The following is a 26,081-nucleotide window of genomic DNA, read 5'->3' as shown; positions in this document are numbered from 1 at the left end:
TGTCGAGGGAGGTTAGGTTTAACGGGATTGGCGATCGAATCTAGTCGCGAGGCACTGCCAGCATCCTATCCAGAGCAGCCTTGGCTTTTACTCGCACATCTTCGGGAACACGTACTACAGGAGTCATTGTCTGCAGAGAATGGAGCACATCTTCGAGAGAAGTAAGCTTCATATTCGGACAGATCAGGGCAGGCGAGGCGAGGATGAACTCCTTGTCCGGGTTCTCCTGGCGAAGCTTGTAGAGAATGCCGGCCTCCGTACCCACGATGAATTTTTTCGCGCTGCTTTTACGGCAGTAGTCATACATGCCGCTTGTCGAGCAGGCATGGTCGGCCAAAGCGGTGACCGCCGGAGCACTCTCGGGGTGACAAATGAAAAGCGCATCCGGATGAGCGGCTTTTTTCTGCAGCACCGCCTCCACCGTCATCCGTTCATGGGTTGGGCAATATCCTTCCCAGAAAATGAATTTCTTATCAGGAACCTGGCCGGCAACGTAACGCCCCAGATTACGGTCCGGCACGAAGATCAGCGTGCTATCCGTCAAGGATCGTACAACCGACGTTGCATTGGCGGAAGTGCAGCAGATGTCGGAATGGGCCTTCACTTCTGCCGACGAGTTGACATAGGTAACCACCGGAACACCCGGATGCTCACGCTTCAGTGCTTCCAGTCCTTCGACTGTGACCATGTCCGCCATGGGACAGCCGGCATCCGGGCGGGGCAGCAGCACCTGCTTGTCGGGCGAAAGAATGGCTGCTGACTCGGCCATGAAGTGGACACCGCAGAAAACGATTACATCCGCATCGGTCTTGGCCGCTTCCATGGAAAGGGCAAGAGAATCGCCTGTGATGTCGGCAATTTCCTGCACCTCGTCGCGCATATAGTTGTGTGCCAGCAGCACGGCGTTCCTTTCAACAAGGAGCTGCCGGATCTGCTGTTTGATGTCGTCTGCTGCCATATAAGGAAACCTCCGGTCGTCATCTTGACTACGGCTTCAGCATTTTCAAATCCATGATTAAAGGAAACCCAACCACTTATGCCGGTTGGGCCTGTCACAACGTCATGTATGGGCTCATCACCCTTTGGAATCAACCGAGGTGGAGTTAGCACTCCTACCCAGGGGGGTTGAGTGGCGGCATACTATCTCAAAGCATTGAAAAAAACAAGAATTGAGACTTAATTCAACCGCTCTTTCCGAAAAATCGGCGCATCCGTTAACGGCTCACGACCACCACCAGCGACACCGTAGTTCCTTGTCCCGCAGACATTGTCATGTCAAAGAAGTCCATTCACCCGATTCCCAACGCTCCACAGCCACACTTGCACGGAAACCCAGCAGTCCGGGCTCTGCTGCAATCCTTCGCAAGACCACCAGACAGCGATCGGGATAAAGATGAAGCAGATATACGGCAGCCATGCCGGCTACCACGGGAATAGCGCTCTCCATCAAAGCCAGCAGTCCTTCCTGGCCGCCCGGTCCTTCGCGGAGCAGAGCCCCATTCAGGGCAGCAACCATGCGTGCCTGTGTATTTGCCCGATCCTCGTCCATATCTTCGAGCGCCTCGTGATGCGCAGCGGCAGCCACGGCAAATCGCTTTAGCAGAACTGCAAGCTTGTCATCCATCGGTTTCCCCTTATTACATCACGATGATCTCGCCTGTCTGGCTGATTATGGGGTGCAATCTTTATACTAGCAAAAAAAAACAAAGGAGGTGCAACATGGCGAGAGGTTAGTTATGGACGATAACAGACTCACTACCCCCCTTCTCTAATGCTTTCGAGAGCCACAATGGAGTCTTTCCGCTTGACAGAAACTCAGGGTGAATGCTAGAAAAAGCACTCTTCGGGATGTAGCGCAGCCTGGTAGCGCACCTGCTTCGGGAGCAGGGGGTCGCTAGTTCGAATCTAGTCATCCCGACCATAAAAAATTAAGGGTTCAAGGCACGTAGCCTGAACCCTTTTTTTATTCGAACCATAACTATCAGAGTTATGGTTCATAGACAGGATAAACGAGAGAATAGAAATATCTACGCGCGGAAATAAGGCAAGGCTGACGTAGTCAGATGTAACCCGCCTCGTTTGAGAAAAAAGCATCTATCGCATCAGTCAATGCAGTCAGGGTATATTCCTCAGGCTCTATATCCACCTTAAGTCCCACTGCCCGACAAGTCTTGGAGGTGATGGGGCCGATTGAAGCTACAGCTACCCCTTTAAGCATATCCAGCATGCGGTCCGTCCCCAGCATGTTAGCCAGGTTTTGCACTGTAGAGGATGAGGTGAAAGTAATACAATCCACGGAGCGTCTTTCCAGGGCAAACAGAGCTTCGGCCGGCAGCTTGTCCGGAAGGATATTACAATAAGTTGTCGGGCTGTCGACCCGGGCCCCCATCTGCTCCAGCTTGCGGGGCACAAGGTCCCGGGCACCGTCTGCCTTTGGAAACAGTACTTGCACACCGTTCATGGGAATTCGTTCAAATTCGGCCACGACCCCTTCTGCCTTGTAATCTGCTGGAATCAGATCGGAAGTGATGCCGAAAGAGCGGATTACTTCAGCTGTCTTGGGACCAACCGCGCAGACGCGGCAGGTCGCAAGAGCCCTGGCATCCAACCCCAGAACCTGCAGGCGCTTGAAGAAACAACGCACGGCATTGCCGGAGGTCAACACCAGCCAGCCATAACTGCCGAGATTCCGTAGTGCATTATCCAAAGGTTCCCACTGACAAGGGTCAATCAGACGTATGGTAGGGCATTCAATAGTCGTTGCTCCTCGTTCTGTCAACAGGTTGGAAAACTCTCCGGCCTGATCGGCAGCGCGGGTGATCAGGATCCTGCGGCCAAAAAGAGTACGGCGATCGTACCAGCGCAGCTTTTCACGCAGATTGACCACCTCACCTACGATAGTAATTGCCGGAGGCTTGAAGCAGGCTTGTGCGGCCCGCTCAGCAATATCGGCAATTGTACCGGTCAGAACCTGCTGTTCAGGAGTGGTGCCCCACCTAACCAGCGCCACCGGCGTATGAGGATTGCGGCCATTCTCAATCAAGCGGGTCATATTACGGTGCAGGGTAGTTATCCCCATGTAAAAAACGAGGGTGCCATTTCCTAGGGAGAGGCGCTTCCAGTCGATGCTGGATGCATCCTTATTCTTGCCTACCTGCCCCGTTACCAGGGTGACTGAGGCGGTGTAATCCCGGTGAGTAAGGGGAATGCCGGCATATGCTGCCGCACCGACCGCTGCCGTAACACCAGGGATAACTTCAAAAGGGATACCGGCTGACTGCAGCGCCTCGCATTCCTCCCCTCCCCGGCCAAAAACAAAGGGATCGCCTCCCTTGAGACGTACCACAACTTTGCCTGATAGTCCTTTTTCCACCAGCAGTGCGTTGATCTCTTCCTGGTCCTGATTGTGCCTGCCGCCGATCTTGCCGGCATAAATACGCTCTGCCGCTGGTGGAGCATGATTCAATAACTGCTCGTTTGCGAGATAGTCATACACAACAACATCTGCGCGCCGCAGACATTCTACTCCCCGCAGGGTGATCAGCCCCGGATCGCCGGGGCCGGCACCGACAAGATAGACAACTCCTGTATGTTCTTTGGAACAATTCATGGATGCGAGGGACTCGATATCTCTCTCTGGTAGACTTCCTCGAGAATACATTTGCCGCCATCAGCCAGCAGTTGGTCTGCCAGGCGGATTCCCAGCTGCTCACATTCTTCCACCGGCCCACTTATTTCACCACGCACAGAACGACTGCCGTCAACGGCGGCGATAAAACCGACCAGGCGCAACTGGTTGTTCTGTACCGTGCCATGGGCAGCGATGGGCACCTGACAGCCCCCTTCACAGCGCTTCAGCAGGGCGCGTTCCGCGCGCACCGCATAACTTGTGTCTGCATGGTTGAAAAAGGCGATGGTTTCAGTAATCACCGGGTCCGCCAGACGGCACTCGATCCCCAAAGCACCCTGGCCAATGGCCGGGATGGAAAGATCCACATCAAGGTATTCTGCCACCTGCTCGGTGAAACCAAGCCTTTTAAGTCCTGCAGCTGCCAGAATGACAGCATCAAGATTATCCTCAGTCAGCTTACGGATGCGGGTCTCCACATTACCGCGAATGATCACCATCTGCAGGTCAGGGCGCACTTTCAGCAGCTGGGCCTGACGGCGCAATGCACTTGTGCCGATGCGCGCACCCTGCGGCAGATCCGCGAATTTAACATTACGAGAGATGACTGCATCCCGCGGATCTTCGCGTTCGGTAATGCAGTGCAGCCCTAAACCCTCAGGGAATTCAGTCGGCACATCCTTCATGCTATGCACGGCAATGTCTATCTCGCCCCGCAGCATGGCTTCTTCGATTTCCTTCACAAATAAGCCTTTGCCGCCTACCTGAGCCAGAGGCACATCCAGGATTTTATCGCCAATAGTCTTGATCTTGGTAAGTGTGACTTCCATGCCAGGATATTTCTTTTCCAATTCGGACTTGACCCAGTTGGCCTGCCAGAGGGCCAGCTGACTGGCGCGAGTTCCAATTCTCAATTGTTTGGGGGCCATACATTTCTCCATTTCTGTGAGGTTAAATTATTTGATAGTGGTTTTTAGATAGGTTGTTCAAAAATAGCGACCTACGCCCCCTTCGGGGCCGATTTTTCGCAGAGTAACTTCAGTAGTGCCGCTTATGTGATTTCAGTAGGTTATGTTGAAGTTACTCAGAAGTCAGATCGTCGCCCCCGGAGAAAGCCCCGCGGAGGCAGCCCCCTCTCTATCTCTCCCCCGCTGGGGGAGAGCACGCCTTGCCCTCTTCCTGTGGGAGAGGGATTGGGTGAGGGCCGCAGCGCTACGCCGCACAAGGTTGCTGTAGAGGACGGCGGCGAGATGGCTGTTTTTCAACAACCTATATCAGTACCGGCAATCGCTCGGTCAGCACAATCTCCTGCGGTGTCACCACTGCCCGATAAGCCAGCGCCTCCACGCCGTTTTCAATCGCCTGACGCAGCAACCGCCCATATTCCGGATCAATCAAGTCAGCCGGTGAGACGGAATGACCATCGCTACGTTGAACAGTGAAAAAGATTACGCCGCGGTCTCCCTCCCGCACCACCCGCATCAGCTCATGCAGGTGTTTCTGCCCGCGAGTGGTGACAGCGTCCGGAAACAAGGCACGGTTATCATCAACAAGAGTGACATTTTTAACTTCGACAAAACAGCGCCCTTCTGAATTTTCCAGCAACAGATCAATCCGGCTGGCTTCGCCATAAGGGACTTCGGGACGAATGGTGGTATAACCCTGCAGTTCTACTACTGCACCGTTCTCAATCGCCTCGCGAGTCAGCCTGTTAGGAAGGCAGGTATTGATGCCGGCCCATACTCCGCATGATTCCACCAATTCCCACGTCAGGGGGAGAGCCCGTTTCAGATTAGGACTGCGGGACAGGTACACTCGACTTCCCGGCTCTGCACACCCTTTCATGCTGCCTGAATTGGGGCAGTGCACAGTCGTCAGGCTGCCATCCTCAAGAATGACATCCGCCAGAAACCGCTTGTAACGCTTGACCAGAACACCGGTTATGAGAGGAGGGAGTTTCACGAAATCCGGCTACTCTTCCAGTTCCAGCTCGTCATCATCCTGGAGGCCGGTCTGCAGGTCGAATAACTGACGTAGCGCATCCACGTAAAGATCAACCCGCCCCCCCTGTCCAGCCTGCTTAAGCGCAGTGGTTGGGGCATGCAGCAGCTTGTTCATGATTGCCATGGTCAGTGCTTCCAGACGTTTCTCACTGTCAGGAGGCAACTCTTTCCAGCCGGAAATGGTTTTTTCCAGTTCTGTTCGCCGGATTTCATCGAAGCGGCTGCGCAATGCAACGATCGTAGGAGTAACCCCCAGTGAAGAAAGCCACTTGTAAAACTGGCCAATCTCCTGATCAATGATTTCTTCAGCTTTCTCGGCTTCACGATTTCTCTGGGCAAGGTTGGCTTGGACGATCTCCTGCAGATCATCGACAGTAAACAAAAAGGCACCGTCCACATCGTCAACTTTTGGATCGATGTCGCGCGGCACTGCGATATCAATGAAAAACATCGGCCTGAATTTACGACGTTTGACAACGTCAGTCACATCTTTGGGTGTTATGATTACATGAGGTGCCCCGGTCGAAGAAAGCACTATGTCCGCGCGATGCAGGTGCTGGAACAGTTCTTCAAATGGCACCGCTTCACCCTTGAACTCATCGGCCAGCCGCTCGGCCCGTTCAAAGGTACGATTGGTGACCATCACTCCCTTGGCTCCGCTATTGATAAAATGCTTTGCCGCCAGCTCGCACATTTCCCCGGCGCCAACAAGCATGACCGTCTTGTCGGATAAGTCACCAAGTACTTTCTTTGCAAGTTCAACAGCAGCAAAGGCCACCGATACGGCAGAAGAGGCTATTTTGGTCTCAGTACGCACTCGTTTTGCAACAGAGAAAGCTTTGTGGAGGAAGCGGTTGAGGATGATGCCGGAAGATTTATATTCAGCTGCATAACCGTAGGAAGTTTTTATCTGGCCCAATATCTGGGGTTCGCCTATGACCATAGAATCAAGGCTGGAGGCAACACGAAAGACATGGCGGATAGCAGCTTCGGAATGATAGCTGTACAAGTGTGGCTCAAGTGATTCCAATGGAATCCGGTGGTGATCGGCCATAAACCGTTTAATGCGGGCAATGCCACCGGCAATGTCACGAGTGGTTGCATAAATCTCAACCCTGTTGCAGGTTGAAACAATAACTCCCTCGACAATGCCTTCCAGAGACACCAGAGTGCGCAGCGGTTTTTCGATAAGGTTAGGTGAAAATGCAACCTTTTCCCGTATTTCCACGGTAGCGGTTCTATGGGAAAGGCCGACGACGATAATATTCATTATGCTGAAGTTTCCCTGAAAGTTGTTATAGGAACGTATTCTGCGTTACCACGTAATACTGTGCTTCATGCCGAAAAAGGTGACTAGAAGTACCACAAAGCCGATGATCGACAGGATAGCGGCACGCTTGCCACGCCAGCCGATGGTAAGGCGCCCGTGCAGCAGGGCTGCGTAAATCAGCCATGTGATTAATGACCATGTCTGTTTGGGGTCCCATTCCCAATAGTTTCCGATGGCTTTTTCCGACCAGATAGCCCCTGAGATGATTGCAACTGTCAACAATGGGAAACCGATTGCAAGACAACGATAACTGATCTCATCCAAAGTTTCCAATGGTGGGAGTTTCTGGAACAGTCCGTTAAAATGTTTTTTCTTGAGCAGAGACCGCTGGAGCAGATACATGACGGCTACCCCGCAGGCAATGGCAAAGGCGGCATAACTGGCAAAAGCCAAGAGCGCGTGAAACCAGAACCAATTGCTCTGCAGTATAGGTGGTAACTGACGTGCTCCACCATGCAAGGCACTGGAAACAATCAACATCAGCAAAGCTACCGGCGTAACAAAAGATCCGAGGGTCGTCACCTTGTACTTTCGCTCAAAGAAAAGAAATGCTCCGATGATCATCAAACTGAAGAAAGATAATGCACCTTGCATGTCTGTCAGCGGCAGATGTTTTACCTGATTTGCCAGATGAATTGTAGAAAGTATGTGGGCGATGAAGCCAATTCCCAGCAGGCGGGTTGCCCATTGGGTCAGCTTGGTGGATACCTTGAAAAGACAGCCAAGATAGGCTGCTGTGGCGCATACATACAAGCCTAACGTCAGCGAAAAGAAGAAATGCGTCATAATACACGATCCTTGCGTTCTGCAAGCTGTTTGATCAACTCCCTGGCGCGGGAGCGCATAATCTTTTTATTGTAAGTGCTGCCATTCCCTTCCGTCAACAGCTTTTCACGTTCAGCCGCCAGTTGATCAAGGGCGAGTCCGTATCCGACATCTATCATTCCTGCGATAAGGTTCCTGACTTCCACTGCAAAAGCGGGACTGGTTCCTGCGGTGGATATACTGATTTCCAGTTTACCGCGTCGTAAAATGGCTGGGAAGAGGCAGTCACCAATCCTCGGATCATCCGCCACAGCGACGAGAATACCTTCTGCCCGGGCGTCGGCAGCAATATCCCTATTGACTTCAACATCATTGGTAGCTGCAACCACCAGAAAATGCCCTTTCAAATCCGATCGCTCGTAGCTTCCAATACGTCGGGTAATGCTTTCTGCTGCAACAAGAACTTTGAGATCCGTCACCAGTTCCGGGGCAACAACGTGTACCCGCGCGCCGGTTTCTAGGAGCACGCGAACCTTGCGAGCAGCAACTACTCCTCCCCCTGCCACCAGAATCTGGCGCTGTTCTGCATCAATGTTCAACGGCAAATATGGCATTTATCTCTGTCCTGGTACCTGCTTTTTTTGTGAAATCATACTCTCATTTCCAGACCGTTACAACCAGGCACAGTCCGAGATATGGCTTGCTTTTTTCCCTGCCTGGTATATCATTTCATCGTTAATTTTATTCTTTTTAAGGAGAGTTATCCATGTCCAGCGAAAAGGTAGTAGCATTCACTGATGCAAATTTTGAACGTGAGGTACTTCAGTCTGAGGTCCCGGTTCTTGTCGATTTCTGGGCCACCTGGTGTGCACCTTGCAAAGCTATTGCTCCTTTAATTGATGCAGTCGCTGATGAACATGCCGACATCAAGGTTGGCAAAGTCAATGTAGACGAAAATCCTGCTACCCCTGGCAAGTATGGTGTGCGTGGCATTCCCACCTTGATCCTCTTCAAAGGTGGCGTCGTCGTTGATCAGGTCGTTGGCGCAGTGCCCAAGTCTCAATTGGAAGCACTGATTGCCAAAGCTCAATAAATAACATGAAACCGGTCCGACTAACCATACAACTTGTCCTTTTAATACTGCTGGCAGTTTTTTCTCAGCTGCCGAATTCGGCTCATGCAGTTGTGCGAACAGGTCAGCCGGCACCCAATTTCAAAGTAGTAACAACCTCTGGGCAAACAGTCACACTGGATAATTACCGCAACCACGTTCTGGTGATTGATTTCTTTGCCAGCTGGTGTGCTCCATGTCGCAAATCTATTCCTCACCTAGTGGAAATGAACAACAAATATGGGAAACAGGGACTTCAGGTATTAGGTCTAAGTGCTGACGAAGATGGCGAACGCCTTCTTCGAAGCTTTTGCGACGAGCATCACATAAATTATCCAGTGGCTTTGGCTGGTGAAACTGTGCAGACAGATTTTGGAATTCGTTCCGTACCAGTCATGTTCCTCATAGATAAGAAAGGAAAAGTTGTTGAGATTTACAGGGGATTTTCCGATGAAATGGGCCGTTCAATGGAGCGGCTGATCAAGAATCTGCTCTTGGAAAAATAAGGCTACTCGAGACGATCGACTTTTTCACCGTATGAAACTTCCATCAGACACAAACCACAGGCCGGCGCCGTAACGCCGGCCTTTTTTCTGTCCGGATTAAGCAGCAGCCAAGCTATATACTCCGGGGCGAAACGCTTTCTGCCCACGTCAACCAATGTCCCAGCCATTACCCGTACCATGTTCTTCAAAAAACCTTCACCGATCACATCAATATAAACCAGTGCACCATCTCGGCTGACATGTACAGCATCGACCCTGCGCTCGGTAGTCTTTGTCGCACAATTTGATGCTCGAAATGAGGCAAAATCATGACGCCCCACAAAGTTGCTGGCCGCGGTCTGCATAGCTGCCAGATCAAGCGGCTCTTTGACATGCCAACTTGAGAATCGCCTCAAAGGTGAACGGACGAAGGTATTGTAGATTGTATAACGGTAGTGTTTGCTCACAGCATGAGCAATCGGATTGAAATCGGAAGAAGCCTCTGTTGCCTCACGCACAGCAATGTCCGGTGGTAAAAACCGATTGGTACCATCGACGAATGCACGTAAGGGGAGATGACTAGTCGTTGAAAAAACAGCCACCATACCCAGAGCATGGACTCCGGCATCGGTCCGACCTGAGGAACGAAGCCTCACCTGTTCACCCAGTAGACTCATTAAAGCCTCTTCCATGACCTGTTGAATGGCCAATCCGTTTGGCTGCACCTGCCAACCGGCATACCTGGTCCCTTCGTATTCGATGGTCAATCGCACCTTTCTCATTATTTTTCAGCAGTCATTTGTACAGACGCATCAATAATACGCTCAAGGTCAGCTGCATCAAAACTGTATGTTTTGCGACAAAACTCACAGGTTATCTCGGCACCTTTCTCATTGATGGACATATCACGCAATTCATCATTTCCGAACGTCATCAAGGCCCGATCAACCTTTTCTCTAGAACATCCGCAACGAAAGAATATCTCTTTGGTCTCAAGCAGTACTGAGGCAACTGAACCAAAGAGCTGCTCGACGATCTTTTTTGGCCCTCCCTCTCTGAGAAGATCTGAAATTGGTGGCAGAGAGCCTATATTCGCCATTATTTCATCGATCTCAGCTGGATCAGCTTTAGGAAGCGCCTGCACCAGAAACCCTCCGCAAACCGAAATATTTCCCGATTCGTCAAGACTTGCACCCAATCCTACTGCAGATGGTACCTGCTCCGAATCCGTCAGATAATATGCCAGATCATCGCCTATCTCACTTGACCGCAGCTGCACCATACCGTGATACGGTTCTCCGCCTACTCCCAAATCCTTCGATACTGTCAGAAATCCTGCTTTTCCCAGCAGACCCGCCACATTCCAACGGCCCGCCACTGGTTCCACATCTGCAGCAGGATCACCAACGCTGGCTCGTACTGCACCATCACTGTCAGCTTCTATTATCATTTTGCGCATTGGGCCGTTGCCTTCAAACTTCAGGGCAACCCGTTGGTTCTGCTTCAGCAGCGCTCCCATCAACGCACCTCCTGCCAAGCCACGTCCCATGGCTATGCTGACAGTGGGAGAAGCGCCCTGCAATGTGCAAATTTCTCGTGTTAAATCAGTTGCAGTACATACCAGAATTCTGATGCCACCCGACGTACTCAGTGCTCGAACTATATAATCGCTCATTACTACCTCATAGTTTGCTTAAAACATCCTTTGTGACTGCAGTCTGTTCAACAAAAAAAGCCCCGGATTTCTCCGAGGCTCTTAAACCGTAAAAAAGAGTTTAAAATTAAACTCTGGTTACGTTGGCAGCCTGCAGGCCTTTAGGACCTTTGACCAGTTCAAAAGTTACATTATCGCCTTCTGCAAGTGATTTGAAGCCGTCGCCAGTGATAGCTGAAAAGTGTACGAAAACATCTTCGCCATTCTCCTGCTCAAGAAACCCAAACCCCTTGCTGTCGTTGAACCATTTTACTGTTCCGTTTACCATTTGCTTACCTTCTCCTGATACAATCTTTTAATGTTCCGGCGAAACACCGGTATTACTAGAAAATACATATGTGACGAATGGATGTCAACAAATTAAATGGGGTAGCAATATAAATTGTATACAGCTGGAAAAACTGGGTCGAGGAAATTTCATCGACTTAAGCATGATGAGACTTGCTCAAGTAATATTCGTAGCTGCCCTCATAGGTGCGCATTTCACCGTGATCGATCTCAAACACCCTGTCAACCAACAGGCGCAGAAAGTGACGGTCATGACTCACCAGCACCACTGTGCCGCTGAAATTCTTCAGCGCTTCCAGAAGGATCTCACGCGAACGGATATCGAGATGGTTTGTCGGTTCGTCCAGCACCAGAAAATTAATCGGCCGCGCAAGAAGAGTTGCCAGTACCACGCGGCTCTTTTCACCGCCTGAAAGATTTTCAATACGTTTATCCACTGCATCGCCCGAAAACAGGAAAGCTCCAAGCAGATTGCGGATCACACCAATGGTAGCCAGAGGCATGGCGTCCTGCAAGGTTTCGAAAACCGTCTTGCGTGGATCGAGTAACTCCATCGCATGCTGGCTGAAGTAGCCGAGCTCCACGTTCGCACCTAACTTGAATTGGCCCTGGGTAGGCTCGGTCTGTCCAGCTATCATTTTCAAAAAAGTAGACTTTCCGGCACCGTTGACCCCGACAACGGCAATCTTGTTTCCTCGACGAATGACTCCAGATGCACCGCTGAAAACAGGATGCTGGCGCCCGTCATGCGTTTCCCAGGTTTTTCCCAAGTCCTCCAGAACCACGACATCATCTCCGCTGCGAGGTGGTTCGTTGAACTCAAAACGAACGGCACGCTCCTCAGGTGGAATCTCGATGCGCTCAATCTTATCGATCTTCTTCACTCGTGACTGAACCTGGGCAGCATGGGAAGCCCTGGCGGCAAAACGTGCGATGAATTCTTCTTCCTTAGCCAGCATGTCCTGCTGACGTTTGTGACTGGCTAGCAATTGTTCGAGGCGGATATCGCGCTCCCGCTCGTAAAAATCATAGTTGCCGCCATAGGTGGTTACCGTTTTGTTAGCAACCTCGATGATGCGGGTTACTATGCGGTTCATGAAATCGCGATCATGGCTAGTCATCAGCAGTGCGCCATCAAATTCATTGGCCAGCCATTCTTCCAGCCAGATGATTGACTCCACGTCCAGGTGGTTGGTCGGCTCATCCAGCAGAAGCACATCCGGCTTCAGGGTCAGAATCCTGGCAAGGGCAATGCGCATTTTCCACCCGCCGCTGAAGGATTCCACAGGCAGATGAAAACGGTCGGGCCCAATGCCGAGCCCCGTCAGCACTGTCTGTGCACGGGTATCAAGATCGTAGCCGCCACGGTGCTCAAAGTCTTCCTGGGCACTGCCATAGCGTTCCAGCAAGGCAGCCATCTCATCGTCCGACTGCGGCTCGCACATGGCTGCTTCCATTTCCTTCAATTCACCCGCCAGACGCATAGTTTCAGCCGAGCCCGCCATAACTTCATCGAGGGCGGAACGGCCGGACATGTCGCCTACGTCCTGGGAAAAGTAACCAATGGTTGTTTTCTTCGAGCAGGAAATTTCGCCGCCATCAACATCCTCCTCGCCGGTTATAATACGGAAAAGAGAGGTCTTCCCTGCGCCATTAGGACCAACCAGGCCGCTGCGGGTTCCTGGGAGAATCTGAAAACTTGCTTCGCGGAAAAGGAGGTGTGAACCATGTTGCTTGGTAATATTGGAAAGGTGAATCATTCGGGTCAGGCCACCATTATTCTGGCAAAGCGACGCTTGCCGATCTGAACAATATATTCTCCGCCGCTGGAAAGTTCCAAATTAACATCACTGACTTTTTCACCATTCAACTTAACCCCGCCGCCATCGATAGAGCGGCGACCCTCACCGTTAGATTTTGTCAGACCTGCCTCTGTCATTGCCTTGGCCAGCAATACACTGCCGTCGGCCAGGCGATAACTGACCTGCGGCATCTCATCAGGCACCTCATTCTGCTTGAAACGTTTTACGAAATTTTCTTCTGCAATCTCACCGGCGCCGGCACCATGGAAGCGTGAGACAATTTCCCGGCCAAGTGCCTTCTTGGCAGCCATGGGGTGCATCGTTCGATCGCCAAGACCCTGCTTCAGTTTCTCCAGATCAGCCAGCGGCATGTCGGAAAGCAGTTCGTAATAACGGATCATCAACTCGTCCGAGATAGACATGACCTTTCCGAATATCTCGTCAGCAGGTTCGTTGATGCCAATGTAATTCCCCAGAGATTTGGACATCTTGTTGACACCATCCAGACCTTCCAGAAGAGGCATCGTTAGAACACATTGGGGTGTCTGCCCCCACTCACGCTGCAGCTCACGCCCCATCAACAGGTTGAATTTCTGATCCGTGCCCCCCAGTTCCACATCCGAATGTAGTGCCACGGAATCATATCCCTGTATCAGAGGATACAGGAACTCATGAATGGCTATCGGCTGCTGGGTAGAAAACCGTTTATGAAAATCGTCGCGTTCAAGCATGCGGGCAACCGTATATTTTGAGGCCAGACCGATCATACCACCAGCGCCCAGCTCGTTTAGCCAAGTTGAGTTGAAGACTACCTTTGTTTTCTCGGGGTCCAGAATTTTAAAAACCTGTTCCTTGTAGGTTTCCGCATTGCGAAGCACATCTTCACGGGTCAGCACTTTACGGGTTTCAGACTTGCCGGTGGGATCGCCAATCATGCCAGTGAAGTCACCGATCAGGAAATTGACTTCGTGACCCAGCTTCTGAAACTGACGCAGTTTGTGAATCAGTACCGTATGTCCCAGATGCAGGTCAGGCGCGGTGGGATCGAACCCGGCCTTGATTTTGAGAGGAACGCCGGCAGCAAGTGATTTTTCCAGTTTGCTCTCAAGTTCCTTCTCTATAAGGACTTCAACGGAGCCACGCTTGATTACAGCCATCTGTTCAGCTACGGACATTATTGGAAACCTCGGGTGATATAGTTCAGCAGGTTACAGCGATACGCTCTATTGCCAGTGCGTTGCCGGTCGCTTCGTCGACTTCCACAACCACACCATTCAGACGGATATCTTTCTTTGGCACTTCGAATTTTACCGGCAGCTGGGTCATAAACTTGCGGATAGCTTCTTCCTTGCCGATGCCAATCACGGAATCAAAGCTACCGGTCATGCCGGCATCGGACATGTAAGCTGTACCTTGGGTAAGGATCCGTTCATCCGCAGTCTGCACATGGGTGTGAGTGCCGATCACCGCACTGACCCGACCATCCAGGTACCATCCCAAGGCTGACTTTTCCGAAGTGGCTTCCGCATGAAAATCCACGAAGATGACAGCCGTCTCCTGTCGCAGGGATTCAATCTCCCGGTCGGCAACTCGGAAGGGGCACTCAAGGTTCTTCATGTAAATGCGCCCTTCAAGATTCAGGACCCCAACCTTTACTCCACCCGGTGTGGTCAGAATCATGCTGCCCCGACCGGCTGCTCCATCAGGATAATTGGCCGGGCGGATGACATGCGGGTGAGCAAGCACCATGGGCACCTGCTCTTTTTTGTCCCAGATATGGTTGCCGCTGGTGATGCCATGAACACCGATGTCAAACAACTCTTTGACTGTTTCTGTAGTCAGCCCGAAACCACCGGCAGCATTTTCACCGTTAACGATCACCAGATCGATACAGTGCCGGTCAACCAGGCGGTCCAACTCGCGTGAGAGCGCCTGACGTCCCGGTTTGCCGATAATATCCCCTATGAAGAGAATTTTAACGGGCATATTCCACTGCCCTGGTTTCCCTGATTACGTTAACTTTGATCTGACCTGGATAAGTCATTTCGGCTTCGATCTTCTTGGCTATGTCACGTGCCATGATCAGAGACTGGTCATCGGTTATCTGATCGCTTGACACCATTACACGAATTTCACGGCCGGCCTGGATGGCAAAAGAATTGGTCACCCCGCTGAAAGAGGTGGCAATGCGCTCCAGATCATCCAGTCGTTTTACATAAGTTTCCATCATCTCACGCCGGGCACCAGGGCGGGCGCCGGAGAGGGCGTCAGCAGCTTGAACAAGAACAGCCAGGACAGTGGTCGGTTTTTCATCTTCATGGTGGGCCATGATGGCATGCACGATCTTTGGAGACTCACCATATTTACGGGCCAGCTCGGCACCGATCACGGCATGGGAACCTTCAACTTCATGATCAACAGCCTTGCCAAGGTCATGCAGCAGTCCGGCACGCTTGGCCTGCTTCACGTTGACGCCAAGCTCGGCGGCCATGATGCCGCAGAGAAAGGCGACTTCCAGAGAATGCTGGTATACGTTTTGCGTGTAGGATGTGCGGTAACGAAGACGACCAATGAGCTTGAGGACCTCGGGATGGATTCCGTGGACACCGAGGTCGAAAGCTGCCTGTTCCCCTGCTTCCTTGATGGTCTGCTCAACCTCTTCGGTTGATTTGGCTACCACTTCCTCAATGCGGCCAGGATGGATACGACCGTCGGCAATCAGTTTTTCAAGGGACAAACGTGCCACTTCACGGCGAACAGGGTTGAAGCCGGAAAGAATTACCGCTTCCGGAGTGTCATCAATAATCAGGTCGATACCAGTAGCTGCTTCCAATGCACGAATATTGCGCCCTTCGCGTCCGATAATGCGCCCTTTCATCTCATCAGACGGCAATGGCACGACCGAGACGGTCTTCTCTGCCACATATTCGCCGGCATAACGCTGCACAGCAAGGGAGATGAGTTCTTTGGCTTTTTTATCGGCTGTCTCGCGTGCTTCTTCCTCAATTATTTTAATCAATTTAGCGGCATCATGCTTTGCTTCATCCTCCATGGCATCCATCAGCTCCTTCTTGGCTTCCGATGCTGACATGCCGGAGATTGTTTCCAGTTTAGCCCGCTGGACATCAGCAGCCTGCTTCAGCTCCTCGTCACGTTGCTGAAGAGACTGTTCTTTCTGTGTAAAAATCTGTTCCTTCTTAAGAATATCAAGCTCTTTCTGATCGAACAGAGCTACTTTCTTGTCCAGATTTTCTTCCTTCTGTCCAAGCCGCTTCTCAAGACCCTGGAGCTCCTTCTTTTTCTCACGAAGTTCCTGCTCATACTCATCCTTGATTTGCAGCGCTTCGTCTTTAGCCTTGAGCTCTGCCTCCTTGGCAATGGTCTCTGCCTCACGACGGGCATCATCAAGTACTTTGCTGGCCAGTTCTTCTGCCTGCCGGACGATGGAGCCGGAGTCTTTCTTGCTTATCCTGCTACCGGCGATATACGCACCGACAGCTGCCACCAGGGTTATTACAATCATTATTACGTTTTCCATATCTGTAACCTCCTCTATGTGAATCCGGACCATTTAATGGCGCCGGTTACTTCCGCAGTGAATTATTCGTTTATCTGTAACTAGTACCTCCATTTGAATATCGTGTTGATCGACAGGCAGAGACATTTCGTCCATTACCTGGAAATCATAGCAGAGCCCGACCAGATGAGCATGCCTGCCGGGGTGCTGCAGGAAGCGGTCGTAAAAGCCTTTCCCATAACCGATACGGTGACCATTCAGGTCGAATACGACTCCGGGAACAACAATAAGATCAGCCTCATCCGCCTGGTGATCCGGTCCGGAACAGGGTTCAAGAATGCCGAAACACCCCCGGGTGAGACATGTTGCCCCCTCTACCTGCCGCAAAACCATGTGGTTTCCACACACGACCGGGTAAAGTACCTTCTTTCCAGCCGCTATCGCTGCACCAAGAATCATCGTCGTATCAGGTTCATGATGAGCCGGCGAATAGAGCGCGACACATTCCGCCCCGGTGAATTCCTCCAGAGAAAGGAAGTTCAACTGGGCCAGATCACTTGAAGCACGCCATTCTTCCTGGCTAAGCGATTTGCGTCGTGCCAGTACCTGTTGGCGAAGCGTACGCTTGGGCATAAAGCTTCCGAATGAACTTCTTTTTTAAAATAGTGGGGAGTCCGGCAGAGTGCTGGAAAGGATGGTCAGGGAGGGAGAAAGGTCGCGGGAATGGCTCGCAAGATGCGGTGGAATGAGGTTATGCCTGGTTCCTGAGCTCGGGGAGCTATTCCTTCCTTTCTGTTTAAGATATATTCTGTTTCTCAGATTCAGCAAGCAGGCTAAAAGCAGCCATACCTGTCGGGGCTGATTATTGTATTGCGAATATATATCAAGTCTTCCTGAAGAACCTTCGCACCAGCAAGGCCAATGCACATCTCCGTCATGCTCGGCCTGACCATTTAGGTGTCGGCCGCTGTCCCTCTGCCAGCCTTTTCAGGCAGCATCTATCTTCTCAAGGAGCACCTTCAGCCGCTCTTCCAGCAGCGGAGCCTGGGCCTCCTGCAATGCTCTTAAATCCAGATATTGTTCAGCGGTATTGAGCAGCGCCAGCATCAGTACCAGCTGAGCATCGCCGCTCTTGAGAGCGGCACCGATCTCCTGAAGCCTGCCATTTACGAATGCTTCAACCGCCTGAACTTTTGTTGCTGACGCAGAACTTTTGACCGAAAGCTCTCTTCCGAGAATGGTGACCGAGTGAGATGTCTTCATGCTGCGTCACCGCCCGGGCTTATCATACGCCTTCCAACTTGCTGAGAATGGCATCCACACCAGCCTTGAATCCTTCACGCTCTGACTGCAATCGCTTGTTTGCCTCTTCGAGAGAAGCAATCTCTTCAAGCAAAAGTGCATTTTCATCTTTCAATGATACATATTTTTCCAACAAGCCGCTGACTTTTTCATCAAGGGCATGAAACAATTCAGAACTCATAAATAAGACTCCTTTCGGGGTGCTGAATATACGTGTAAACCAGGATGAAGTCAAGGCCAATTACGTGAAATTGCGGGCTTCATAGCCCCTTTCATGGCACCCTGGCGCCCCCTCTGTCAGGCGAGAAAGAGTGCGTCCGTAAATTCTCGTGGATCAAAATCGCGCAAATCTTCTATTGATTCGCCAACCCCGATGTATCGCACCGGGAGGGCAAATTCATGACTGACAGCGACCACGATGCCCCCCTTGGCCGTACCATCCAGTTTGGTCAATGCAATGCCACTTACCCCGGCCGCTTCTTTGAAAAGACGGGCCTGCGAGATGGCATTCTGACCTGTAGCTGCATCCACTACCAGCAGGGTCTCATGTGGTGCTCCGGGAATTTCCCTGTCGATCACCCGGCGAATTTTTTTCATCTCTTCCATCAGATTAACTTTTGTGTGCAACCGTCCCGCCGTGTCAACAATTAAAATATCAACATTACGCGCCAGGGCAGCCTTGCAGGCATCAAAAACCACTGCCGAAGGATCGGCCCCCTCTTTGTGACGAATGACATCCACTCCGGCACGTTCACCCCAAGCCACCAGCTGTTCGGCTGCGGCAGCGCGGAATGTATCTGCTGCCGCAAGCAAAACTTTCTTGCCCTCACTCGTAAAACGCGAGGCCAGTTTCCCGATCGTGGTGGTTTTGCCGACTCCATTAACACCGATCACCAGTATTACGAAAGGATGGCGGGTTGAAGGATTCAACTGAGCATGATGCAGCTCAAGTCGCTGCAGAATTTCTTCCTTCAGAGCGGCTCGCAGGGCCGCACCATCCTTGAGATCGTTGCGCTTCAAACGCTGCTCCAACGTGCGCACCAACTCAAGGGTAGTTTTTACCCCCATATCGGAGGTTATCAGAATCTCCTCAAGCTCTTCCAGAGTATCGGCATCTATCTCTTTTTTCCCCAACACCAGAGTATCTATGCGTCCTACCAAACCATCTTTGGTTTTCTGCAATCCCTGTTTAAGCCGTTCGAAAAAACTGGGCTTGGCCTGTGTTTCCACAACCGCGGGCGGTTCTTCAACCACGGGAACCACTGGCAGGGGAGGATGGAGCTCCTCCTGCTCGGGTCGAACCTCCTGAGGCTGCTCTACCTGTTGTTCCTCCTCCACCGGCTGATTCTCCGGAGGCACTTCTTCGGGTTTTCCACTGATTTTGTTGAACAGACCCCGAAAGAATCCTTTTTTCTCCTGCTGCTCCATCATATCTCCTTCCTGAGTACGGTAATCGTGGTGCGAAAATGATGTAGAGCTAAAGCCACAGGACAGCTGCGATCTATGCTCAGCATAAGCGAGTAGTCCTGGTTGATACAGCCGGTAATCAGAGATCTATCTGAAGAGGTTACCACAACTTCCTCTATAGCTCCTCCCTGTCCCGTTTGCTGCAGCTCTCTAAGCTGGCTTAAAACGAGCCCCTGGTGGGCGGCCACAAAACGAATTTCATACGGTTCACAGTAGCAGTATTCCTGCACTGCCTCCCCTTCCCAATCGAGTACTATGGCACCGGTCGCCCCAGGGACTTTTTCGACAAGATCTTTCATAATCTGCTTGTACGGCATCAAACCTCCGATAAAGGGGACTAGGGACAGTGACTGGGGATCGGAAAATTTTGTCCAGTCCCATGTCCCTGGCTCCTGGCCCCCGATACTTGATTAATTCAGCCGTACCGACACCACTCTGGAAGCGCCAGGCGACTCCATGGTAATACCGTACAGCGAGTCAGCCACCTGCATGGTGGCCTTGTTATGGGTAATGATAATGAACTGGGAGATCGCGCTCATTTCCCGTACCATGTCATTGAAGCGACCAATGTTGGCATCGTCCAGAGGCGCATCAACTTCATCCAGCAAGCAGAAGGGGGTCGGCTTGATCAGAAAAATCGAAAAAATCAGCGCCACCGCGGTCAGCGCTTTTTCCCCGCCGGAAAGCAGGGTCACGTTCTGCAGCTTTTTGCCGGGAGGCTGCACAATAATGTCGATGCCGGTCTCCAGCAGATCATCCTCATTGGTCAGACGTAGTTCAGCTCGCCCGCCGCAGAACAGGCGCGGAAAGACTTCCTGGAATTTTGCATTAACCAAAGCGTAGGTTTCCTGAAATCGCTGACGTGTCGTGCGGTTGATGCGCTGAATAGCCTGCTGCAGACCACGCAGCGACTCCTCGAGGTCCTCTTTCTGGGCCGCAAGGAACGTGAAGCGCTCCTCCATGCCCGCACATTCATCAATTGCCATCAGATTAACTTCACCCAGCTCATCTAAAAGACGCTGCAGCTCAACTTGTCGCCCTCTCCGCTCAGCTTCATCAAACTCTACAGACTCGAAACTGCTCATCGCCTCACTGATGGTAATGCGGCTTTTCTCCATTACCCCTCGTTCGAGATGCTCTGCCTGCATACTGAGAGTCGAAAAAAGTACCTTCAGATCCGATTGAGCCTGGCGCACTGCATCATGGTTTTCACGGGAAAGCTTCACGGTTGCCTCGGTTTCGGCCAGCACAGCTCCGGCAGCTTCATAGCCAGATCGTGCGTCAGCCAGCTGTTGTTCAGCCCGAACCTGTCGTAGCACCAATGCTTCAAGCCGCTCGCTCTGTTCAGCAATGGAAGTCTGCAAGCGGTTGCGCTCAAGAGCCCCTTTTTCCATTTCCTCCCGGTCAGCGGTCATACGCCGCTGCAGGTCATCCACCTGCCGCTCCAGGTCAAGAAGACCCCGTTGATGGGCTTCATGCTGCTCTTTAAGCGTAGCAACCCGCACGCGCAGTGCCGTAACCCGCTCACGAGCGAGTCCCAGCCTGCTCCGCCCGGCATCCAGCTCCTCTTTGAACCTGTTAACCTCCTGCTCCAGTCCCTGGGAGGCAGCAGCTGTCGTATTCATTTGTTCCAGAGAAAGCGTCTCTTCTCCCACAAGAGCTTCGTGCTCCTCACGCAGGGTTTCAGCCTCCAGACTTTGTACAGCCAACCGCTCTTCCGTGCGGACAATCTCATCCGCTGCCTGCTGGCGATCCTTGATTAATCCAGCCAGCCGCAATTCGGCCTGGTGCAGCAGACTCCCGACGCTTTTCAGCCCTTCGGCCACCTCCTGGGACTGGCTGCGCAATTGATCACGTTCACTCCCCAGTCCCGCCACATCCTGCTCAAGCAGTTCCACCCGCTCTTCCAGATCGCGTATTTCGCGCTTTTTATGAATGATCCCTGTCCTGACCTGTTCCGCAGAACCGCCGGAAATAACACCGCCAAGGCTGACCACATCCCCGTCCCGAGAAACAAAAGTCAGCCCGGGATGTATGCGGGCAAGAGAAAGCGCCTCAGGAAGACCATCCACGAGTATTACGCCGGTCAGAAGCCGCAGCATCAAGCCGCTAAATGGCCCGGAGACCTCTACCAGAGAATCAAGTTGCTGCCCACCCTCCACTGCAGAGGTTGCTTGAGGTTCAAACTCAACCGACAGTGCCAGACTAACCCGGCCTCCATTGCTCTTCTTGAGGAATTCCAGAGATTCCAGAGCATCACTTTCATTGCTGCACAACACACACTGCAGACGGTCGGCCAAGACTGCTTCAAGTGCCGCCTCCAACTCCGGGGGAGCAATCACGGCATCAGCCAGAACGCCACTGAAACGGTGGCGAAGCTCAGAAGCTTTCATTAGATTCCTGACCCCTTGCCCGTAACCGGCAAACTGGGCTTCCAGCTCACGCAGTGAATGCAGGCGTGATGTACTTCGGCTCAGATCATCCCGGGCGGTTTGCCATTTTTTTTCCATTTCGGGCAGCCGAGATTTCAGTTCATCTTCCCGTTTCCGCAACCCGGCCAACTCAACCCTGTAAGATTCCTGCTCCCCAATGGCTCCGCCATAATCTGCATCGATTGTTGCAGCACGTCTTTGGGCCAGTTCAAGGCGTTCTGCCAGCTGAATCCCCTCTCGGCCATGCCGTTCCAGACGTTCGGAAAGTGTTGCCAGTCTCTTGCGGGCATTCTCATAACGACTCTTGAATTGAGCCGATTCAGACAAAGCGGCAAACAGTTCTTTACGCCGGGCTTCCAGATTCTGACTGACCTCCACCTCTCCCTGCTGAAAACCAACCAGTTCTTCTTCTGCCTGAAGCAGTTCCGTCTGCAGGTCAACACTGCCAGTTCCAGTCGAATCACGCCGCAGCTCCAGTTGGGCGCGCTGCTCGATGCATTCTGCCAGCCGTCCTCCCAGTTCACTGCTTTCAGATTCAAGGCGGGCCAACCTGGCAGTCAGCGAAGAAAGCTCCTTGCGCTGGAATTCCAGACCGCTTTCGGCAGCACTCGACTCGCTCCTGATCTTGAAGATTTCTTCCTGGGTCACAGCAAGAACTTTTTCAGCCTCCACCAACGCAAGCCGCGCCTCTTCCACTCGCGATTCACCAACACTGGAAGCGGCAAATGTTTCGCGGAATCGTTCATTGAGGCTAGCCAGTTCCTGCTCTGCCGACTCTCTTCGTTTCCTGGTTTCAAGGTACTCCCGGGTGGTGAAAAATAAATCTATCTCCCGCAGTTCATCCCGGTATTCACGAAATTTTTCAGCCTTACGGGCCTGCCGCTGCAAAGAAGCCAGCTGGCGGCGAATTTCTCCCAGCACATCCCCCAACCGGGCCAGATTAAGACGGGTCCCTTCGATCTTCTTCAATGCCAGGTGCTTGCGGGACTTGAACTTGGTCACCCCGGCCGCCTCTTCAATCAGAAAGCGCCGTTCTTCCGGACGTGAATGCAGGATCTGTCCGATTTTGCCCTGTTCAATAATCGAATAGGCTCGGGTACCGACACCGGTGTCCATGAATAGTTCGGTAATATCAAGCAGACGGCAGGGGGTCCGGTTGATCAGATAGTCACTTTCGCCGTCGCGGTACAGCCGGCGGGTAAGCTGAATCTCAGCGTAATCCAGGTATTTTGCCGGCGCGCGTCCATCCTCGGTGGAGAAGATCAGCGATACTTCAGCCATGCCGAGCGGTTTGCGCGTCTCGCTGCCGGCGAAAATAACGTCTTCCATCGCCTTGCCGCGCAGATTTTTGGCGGACTGCTCCCCCATGCACCAGCGGATAGCGTCCACGATATTGGACTTGCCGCAGCCATTGGGGCCGACCACACCGGTCACACCCTGCTGGAAATCGAGCACGACCTTGTCGGCAAAGGATTTAAACCCTGATATTTCGAGGCGTTTGATCTTCATGAGTTGCGTACTTTATCAGACGAGTGGAAACTATGTCCAGCGGGACGTTATTATGTGCGGGATCAGGCGTTTGGAGCGTCTCTTCTGGCTTGTCCGGGGGTGGGGTTACGGGTTTATGGAGGGCGTGTGAGGTTGTGGAACGACGATCTTTTGGCCGCTGCGATGAAACCGTTCAATTATCTACCCTGTCAAGGAAGCGGATATTCATGGTTTGTTTTTTTCGAAGACCTCGGCAGCAGAAACAGAGCCTATCTCTCCACCCTTATACCCTTCCCACCGACGGAAGATTCCTCAACCCACAGCTTTTCAATCTCAATATCGGGCATATCAAGGGATTCAAGGAGATCTGCCCTACCATATTCTCACCTCTTGTCGTATTTAAAAAATATGTACAAATAAATGCAATTAATTGTATAAATAAATACAATTAATTGTTAAAAAAAAGGATAATGATGGAATACCGGCTCAACAAACAAAAGTTGCTTGATATTCTGGAACAATGGAACCGATTCCTGAAAAGGAAGGTTCACCTCATCGCCTGCGGTGGAACGGCAATGACCCTGCTGGATGTCAAGGCATCCACCAAGGATGTCGATTTCATGGTTCCCAACGTCTCCGAGTATGCCTATCTGATTAAGATGCTGAAAAGTCTGGATTACGAACCGGAGACCAGTTGGGGGTGGCTGCGGAAAGGAGACATATTCCGCTTTGACCTGTTTCCCGGCAAAAAGATTCATACAACCGAACTGCTTGAGACGCCGCTGGCACCAAATAATCATTACCTGTTGAAAGAGTATTCCCGACTCTACATCGGGATACTCAATTATTATGATCTGATCTCCAGCAAGCTGATGCGTGGCACGGGGGTCGATTTTGAAGATTGTCTGATCCTGGTGAAGGCCCATCGTGATCAGATTGATGTCGACCGACTAGTGAGCCATTACCGCGAACTGGTCAGCTACGATATAGCAGTAGACCGTATTGGCGTACATATCGACCGATTTGTCGCACTGCTTCGCGAGGAGAATCTGTATGAATGACACAAACCTGCTGGAGCGATTATCCCGACTTGGATTACCCCTTATGGAAACCAGTAAGGAGTTCGATGTCAACCAGACCCTTGCCGAAGTCGTGAAAAGCCCGGAAACCCGCTTCTGGGAAGCTTTTCCGGTCTTGCTCGCAAATGCCGCCAGGGAGTTGCGCTTCGATTATCAGCGGACATGCGACAATCTGACAACCGACGAGGAAAAAGACGATTTCCGGACGCTGCTGATCCTGTCTGCAGCTCTCTACGAATCCTATCATCTTTCCTTTTTCTGGATGAAGCAGATGCAGGACAAATTTTCCGATCAGGACAAATCACGGCTGAAACAAGTGAGAAATGCACTCGCCCATGACTTGTCTTTCTCTCTCGGGGGCAGGGAGTTTCAGCCGGAACGACTCAAGGGAACGTTTGAGTTGTACTTCGAGAAGGATGCCGAAAAGAATCGGCAGCGTAAGGATACCTACGAAGAACTGTCGCTTGAATATGCCCTGTCGCAACTCTTTTCTCCAAAACAGAAGGAGTTATTCAGAAAAAAGCTGGATGGCCTTCCGCTGACAAAAACAGAAAAGGAGTATTACTCGCGGGCCGTCAAGAAGAAGGTCGTTGCCCTGGCCAATACGGAACTGCATCGCATGGCTCGGATAGTCATGGGATTATGACGGTAAGGTGATAGCACGGACAGTTTGTAGTGAAATATAAAGGAGGGCAGTATGTGCATATTTTGCACGAACTTAATCTTCCTCCAGTTCCCCCTCTTTGAATACATTGCGCAGATGCTTGGTGATTACTGAACGCTCCCTGCCGAACAGTTCCGCCATCTGATCCTGGGTCAGCCAGACGGTTTCATGGTCAAGGCGAACTTCAAGGGTAGCCGCGCCATCCGAACTTTGATACAGGACTATTGCGTTATCTGTCGTGGCCATGCATTAACCTCTTAATTTTCGGTGAAACTGCTGTTCTGGCCGAGGGGGATGATCCGCCGCCAGTATGCCGCGTTGCACCAGGTCCAGCAGCACCGCCAGCAGCAGGAGAGGCTTGTGCAGGGCCTTGCGCTTGTGGCGTCGGTCCAGGTTGGGCCCGAGGGCGCGGTTGAGGGAGGCGAAGTGTTTTATGGAGGTGGTTAGTGAGGTCATGGAACGGCGATATCTTGGCCGCTGCGATGAAACCGGTTCAATTATCTGCCCTGCCAGTAATGGGGCGTACGATGCATATGCGCAACAGCAACTATGACAACAGTATCGTTTTCCAAACCGTAAACCAACATATAAGGAAACTTCCGGGTCATGCAGCGCCGCAGGCCGGGAGCAATGACAGCACAACTGTCAGGAAAGACGGTGATCCGCTTCAGGGCAGACTGGATCTCTGAAAGGAAGCGTTGGCCAAGACCGCTCTGCTCCATTTCGTACCAGTCAAACGCGTCATCAAGTTCGTTCCGGGCAGGTTCAAGGAAGCGGATATTCATGGTTTGTATTTTTCGAAGACCTCGGCAGCAGAAACAGAGCCTATCTCTCCGCCCTTATACCCTTTCCATCGACGGGAAGATTCCTCGGCCCACAGCTTTTCAAGCTCAGTATCGGGCATATCAAGGGATTCAAGGAGATAGTCAACCAGTCGCAGCTTGTCGAGCGGGGGAAGACTGGTTGCCTCGCGGATGAGTGGATTGTTACGGTCAATCATTTGAGC

29 protein-coding genes and 1 tRNA gene are annotated in these 26,081 nt (G+C 51.9%); 5 read left to right on the top strand and 25 right to left on the bottom strand.

Annotated features, from left to right (window positions below; all coding sequences use genetic code 11):
- Nucleotides 1-40 precede the first annotated feature (40 nt).
- The gene (nadA, locus tag KJB30_RS03340) at nt 41-958 is read right to left on the bottom strand and encodes a quinolinate synthase NadA (protein ID WP_214296515.1); all 918 of its coding nucleotides are present in this window, start codon (nt 956-958) and stop codon (nt 41-43) included.
- Nucleotides 959-1,270: 312 nt separating this feature from the next.
- Nucleotides 1,271-1,624: a hypothetical protein gene (locus tag KJB30_RS03335; RefSeq protein ID WP_214296514.1), complete on the bottom strand. Its 354-nt coding sequence runs from the start codon at nt 1,622-1,624 to the stop codon at nt 1,271-1,273.
- 220 nt (nt 1,625-1,844) lie between these two features.
- Between KJB30_RS03335 and KJB30_RS03330 the strand changes: the two genes are divergently transcribed.
- Nucleotides 1,845-1,921: transfer RNA gene (locus KJB30_RS03330), tRNA-Pro, on the top strand.
- A 138-nt stretch (nt 1,922-2,059) separates the two neighbouring features.
- On the opposite strand, the gene cobA is transcribed toward KJB30_RS03330, so the two are convergent.
- From cobA to KJB30_RS03300, 6 genes are all read right to left on the bottom strand, one after another.
- The gene (cobA, locus tag KJB30_RS03325; RefSeq protein ID WP_214296513.1) at nt 2,060-3,610 is read right to left on the bottom strand and encodes a uroporphyrinogen-III C-methyltransferase; all 1,551 of its coding nucleotides are present in this window, start codon (nt 3,608-3,610) and stop codon (nt 2,060-2,062) included.
- The gene (hemC, locus tag KJB30_RS03320; protein WP_214296512.1) at nt 3,607-4,557 is read right to left on the bottom strand and encodes a hydroxymethylbilane synthase; all 951 of its coding nucleotides are present in this window, start codon (nt 4,555-4,557) and stop codon (nt 3,607-3,609) included. The genes cobA and hemC overlap by 4 nt, the downstream gene beginning before the upstream one ends.
- Nucleotides 4,558-4,897: 340 nt before the next feature.
- Nucleotides 4,898-5,590: a DNA/RNA nuclease SfsA gene (gene sfsA, locus KJB30_RS03315; protein WP_214296511.1), complete on the bottom strand. Its 693-nt coding sequence runs from the start codon at nt 5,588-5,590 to the stop codon at nt 4,898-4,900.
- Nucleotides 5,591-5,599: 9 nt separating this feature from the next.
- Nucleotides 5,600-6,901, bottom strand: coding sequence for a glutamyl-tRNA reductase (gene hemA / locus KJB30_RS03310; RefSeq protein WP_214296510.1), 1,302 nt, complete (start codon nt 6,899-6,901; stop codon nt 5,600-5,602).
- A gap of 45 nt (nt 6,902-6,946) precedes the next feature.
- Complete coding sequence (ccsB, locus tag KJB30_RS03305; protein WP_214296509.1) at nt 6,947-7,747, bottom strand: c-type cytochrome biogenesis protein CcsB; 801 nt, start codon at nt 7,745-7,747, stop codon at nt 6,947-6,949.
- Nucleotides 7,744-8,340, bottom strand: a complete 597-nt coding sequence (locus tag KJB30_RS03300) for a precorrin-2 dehydrogenase/sirohydrochlorin ferrochelatase family protein (RefSeq protein ID WP_214296508.1) — start codon at nt 8,338-8,340, stop codon at nt 7,744-7,746. Before KJB30_RS03300 ends, ccsB begins: the two co-directional genes overlap by 4 nt.
- Nucleotides 8,341-8,492: 152 nt before the next feature.
- Between KJB30_RS03300 and trxA the strand changes: the two genes are divergently transcribed.
- Both trxA and KJB30_RS03290 read left to right on the top strand, forming a co-directional pair.
- Entirely contained in the window at nt 8,493-8,819 is a 327-nt protein-coding gene (gene trxA, locus KJB30_RS03295; protein ID WP_214296507.1) for a thioredoxin, read from the top strand.
- A gap of 5 nt (nt 8,820-8,824) precedes the next feature.
- Nucleotides 8,825-9,343 (top strand): TlpA disulfide reductase family protein, encoded by a 519-nt coding sequence (locus tag KJB30_RS03290; protein WP_214296506.1) that lies wholly within the window; start codon nt 8,825-8,827, stop codon nt 9,341-9,343.
- Nucleotides 9,344-9,345: 2 nt separating this feature from the next.
- On the opposite strand, the gene truA is transcribed toward KJB30_RS03290, so the two are convergent.
- The 13 genes from truA to smc form a co-directional block, all read right to left on the bottom strand.
- On the bottom strand, nt 9,346-10,104 hold the full coding sequence (gene truA / locus KJB30_RS03285) for a tRNA pseudouridine(38-40) synthase TruA (RefSeq protein WP_214296505.1): 759 nt from the start codon (nt 10,102-10,104) through the stop codon (nt 9,346-9,348).
- Entirely contained in the window at nt 10,104-10,997 is an 894-nt protein-coding gene (hslO, locus tag KJB30_RS03280) for an Hsp33 family molecular chaperone HslO (RefSeq protein WP_214296504.1), read from the bottom strand. The genes truA and hslO overlap by 1 nt, the downstream gene beginning before the upstream one ends.
- 106 nt (nt 10,998-11,103) lie before the next feature.
- Entirely contained in the window at nt 11,104-11,304 is a 201-nt protein-coding gene (locus KJB30_RS03275; RefSeq protein WP_214296503.1) for a cold-shock protein, read from the bottom strand.
- A gap of 157 nt (nt 11,305-11,461) precedes the next feature.
- The gene (locus tag KJB30_RS03270; RefSeq protein WP_214296502.1) at nt 11,462-13,084 is read right to left on the bottom strand and encodes an ABC-F family ATP-binding cassette domain-containing protein; all 1,623 of its coding nucleotides are present in this window, start codon (nt 13,082-13,084) and stop codon (nt 11,462-11,464) included.
- Between the two features lie 5 nt (nt 13,085-13,089).
- Nucleotides 13,090-14,301 (bottom strand): tyrosine--tRNA ligase, encoded by a 1,212-nt coding sequence (gene tyrS / locus KJB30_RS03265; RefSeq protein WP_214296501.1) that lies wholly within the window; start codon nt 14,299-14,301, stop codon nt 13,090-13,092.
- Between the two features lie 25 nt (nt 14,302-14,326).
- Entirely contained in the window at nt 14,327-15,112 is a 786-nt protein-coding gene (locus tag KJB30_RS03260) for a TIGR00282 family metallophosphoesterase (protein ID WP_214296500.1), read from the bottom strand.
- Nucleotides 15,102-16,664 (bottom strand): ribonuclease Y, encoded by a 1,563-nt coding sequence (rny, locus tag KJB30_RS03255; protein ID WP_214296499.1) that lies wholly within the window; start codon nt 16,662-16,664, stop codon nt 15,102-15,104. Before rny ends, KJB30_RS03260 begins: the two co-directional genes overlap by 11 nt.
- Before the next feature lie 33 nt (nt 16,665-16,697).
- Complete coding sequence (locus KJB30_RS03250) at nt 16,698-17,276, bottom strand: 5-formyltetrahydrofolate cyclo-ligase (protein WP_214296498.1); 579 nt, start codon at nt 17,274-17,276, stop codon at nt 16,698-16,700.
- Nucleotides 17,277-17,630: 354 nt separating this feature from the next.
- Complete coding sequence (locus KJB30_RS03245; RefSeq protein ID WP_214296497.1) at nt 17,631-17,906, bottom strand: cell division protein ZapA; 276 nt, start codon at nt 17,904-17,906, stop codon at nt 17,631-17,633.
- Between the two features lie 22 nt (nt 17,907-17,928).
- Nucleotides 17,929-18,126 (bottom strand): cell division protein ZapB, encoded by a 198-nt coding sequence (locus tag KJB30_RS03240; RefSeq protein WP_214296496.1) that lies wholly within the window; start codon nt 18,124-18,126, stop codon nt 17,929-17,931.
- 116 nt (nt 18,127-18,242) lie between these two features.
- Nucleotides 18,243-19,376 (bottom strand): signal recognition particle-docking protein FtsY, encoded by a 1,134-nt coding sequence (gene ftsY, locus KJB30_RS03235; RefSeq protein ID WP_281415446.1) that lies wholly within the window; start codon nt 19,374-19,376, stop codon nt 18,243-18,245.
- Nucleotides 19,373-19,729, bottom strand: a complete 357-nt coding sequence (locus tag KJB30_RS03230) for a roadblock/LC7 domain-containing protein (protein ID WP_214296495.1) — start codon at nt 19,727-19,729, stop codon at nt 19,373-19,375. Before KJB30_RS03230 ends, ftsY begins: the two co-directional genes overlap by 4 nt.
- A gap of 93 nt (nt 19,730-19,822) precedes the next feature.
- A complete protein-coding gene (gene smc, locus KJB30_RS03225) occupies nt 19,823-23,353 on the bottom strand; it encodes a chromosome segregation protein SMC (RefSeq protein ID WP_214296494.1) in 3,531 nt (1,176 codons plus the stop codon).
- 449 nt (nt 23,354-23,802) lie between these two features.
- Here smc and KJB30_RS03220 point away from each other — a divergent pair, with 449 nt between their 5' ends.
- Nucleotides 23,803-24,393, top strand: a complete 591-nt coding sequence (locus KJB30_RS03220; protein WP_246545450.1) for a DUF6036 family nucleotidyltransferase — start codon at nt 23,803-23,805, stop codon at nt 24,391-24,393.
- Nucleotides 24,386-25,057, top strand: coding sequence for a hypothetical protein (locus tag KJB30_RS03215; RefSeq protein ID WP_214296493.1), 672 nt, complete (start codon nt 24,386-24,388; stop codon nt 25,055-25,057). Before KJB30_RS03220 ends, KJB30_RS03215 begins: the two co-directional genes overlap by 8 nt.
- Before the next feature lie 72 nt (nt 25,058-25,129).
- Here KJB30_RS03215 and KJB30_RS03210 read toward each other — a convergent pair whose 3' ends face one another.
- Genes KJB30_RS03210 through KJB30_RS03195 form a run of 4 tightly spaced genes read right to left on the bottom strand, consistent with a single transcriptional unit; the run spans nt 25,130 to nt 26,075 of the window.
- Nucleotides 25,130-25,321, bottom strand: a complete 192-nt coding sequence (locus KJB30_RS03210) for a virulence RhuM family protein (RefSeq protein WP_246545449.1) — start codon at nt 25,319-25,321, stop codon at nt 25,130-25,132.
- A gap of 3 nt (nt 25,322-25,324) precedes the next feature.
- Nucleotides 25,325-25,531, bottom strand: coding sequence for a hypothetical protein (locus tag KJB30_RS03205; RefSeq protein WP_214296492.1), 207 nt, complete (start codon nt 25,529-25,531; stop codon nt 25,325-25,327).
- 41 nt (nt 25,532-25,572) lie between these two features.
- Complete coding sequence (locus KJB30_RS03200; RefSeq protein WP_214296491.1) at nt 25,573-25,860, bottom strand: type II toxin-antitoxin system RelE/ParE family toxin; 288 nt, start codon at nt 25,858-25,860, stop codon at nt 25,573-25,575.
- Nucleotides 25,857-26,075 carry an addiction module protein gene (locus KJB30_RS03195; protein WP_214296490.1) on the bottom strand — a complete coding sequence of 73 codons (219 nt, stop codon included), beginning with the start codon at nt 26,073-26,075 and terminating at the stop codon, nt 25,857-25,859. The genes KJB30_RS03200 and KJB30_RS03195 overlap by 4 nt, the downstream gene beginning before the upstream one ends.
- Between the last annotated feature and the right edge of the window lie 6 nt (nt 26,076-26,081).

Source organism: Pelotalea chapellei (genome assembly GCF_018531195.1).
In the GTDB taxonomy this organism is placed as follows: Bacteria; Desulfobacterota; Desulfuromonadia; order Geobacterales; family Pseudopelobacteraceae; genus Pelotalea; species Pelotalea chapellei.
The sequence above is the reverse complement of the archived record's forward strand: the minus strand, read 5'-3'. Positions and strand labels throughout refer to the sequence as shown.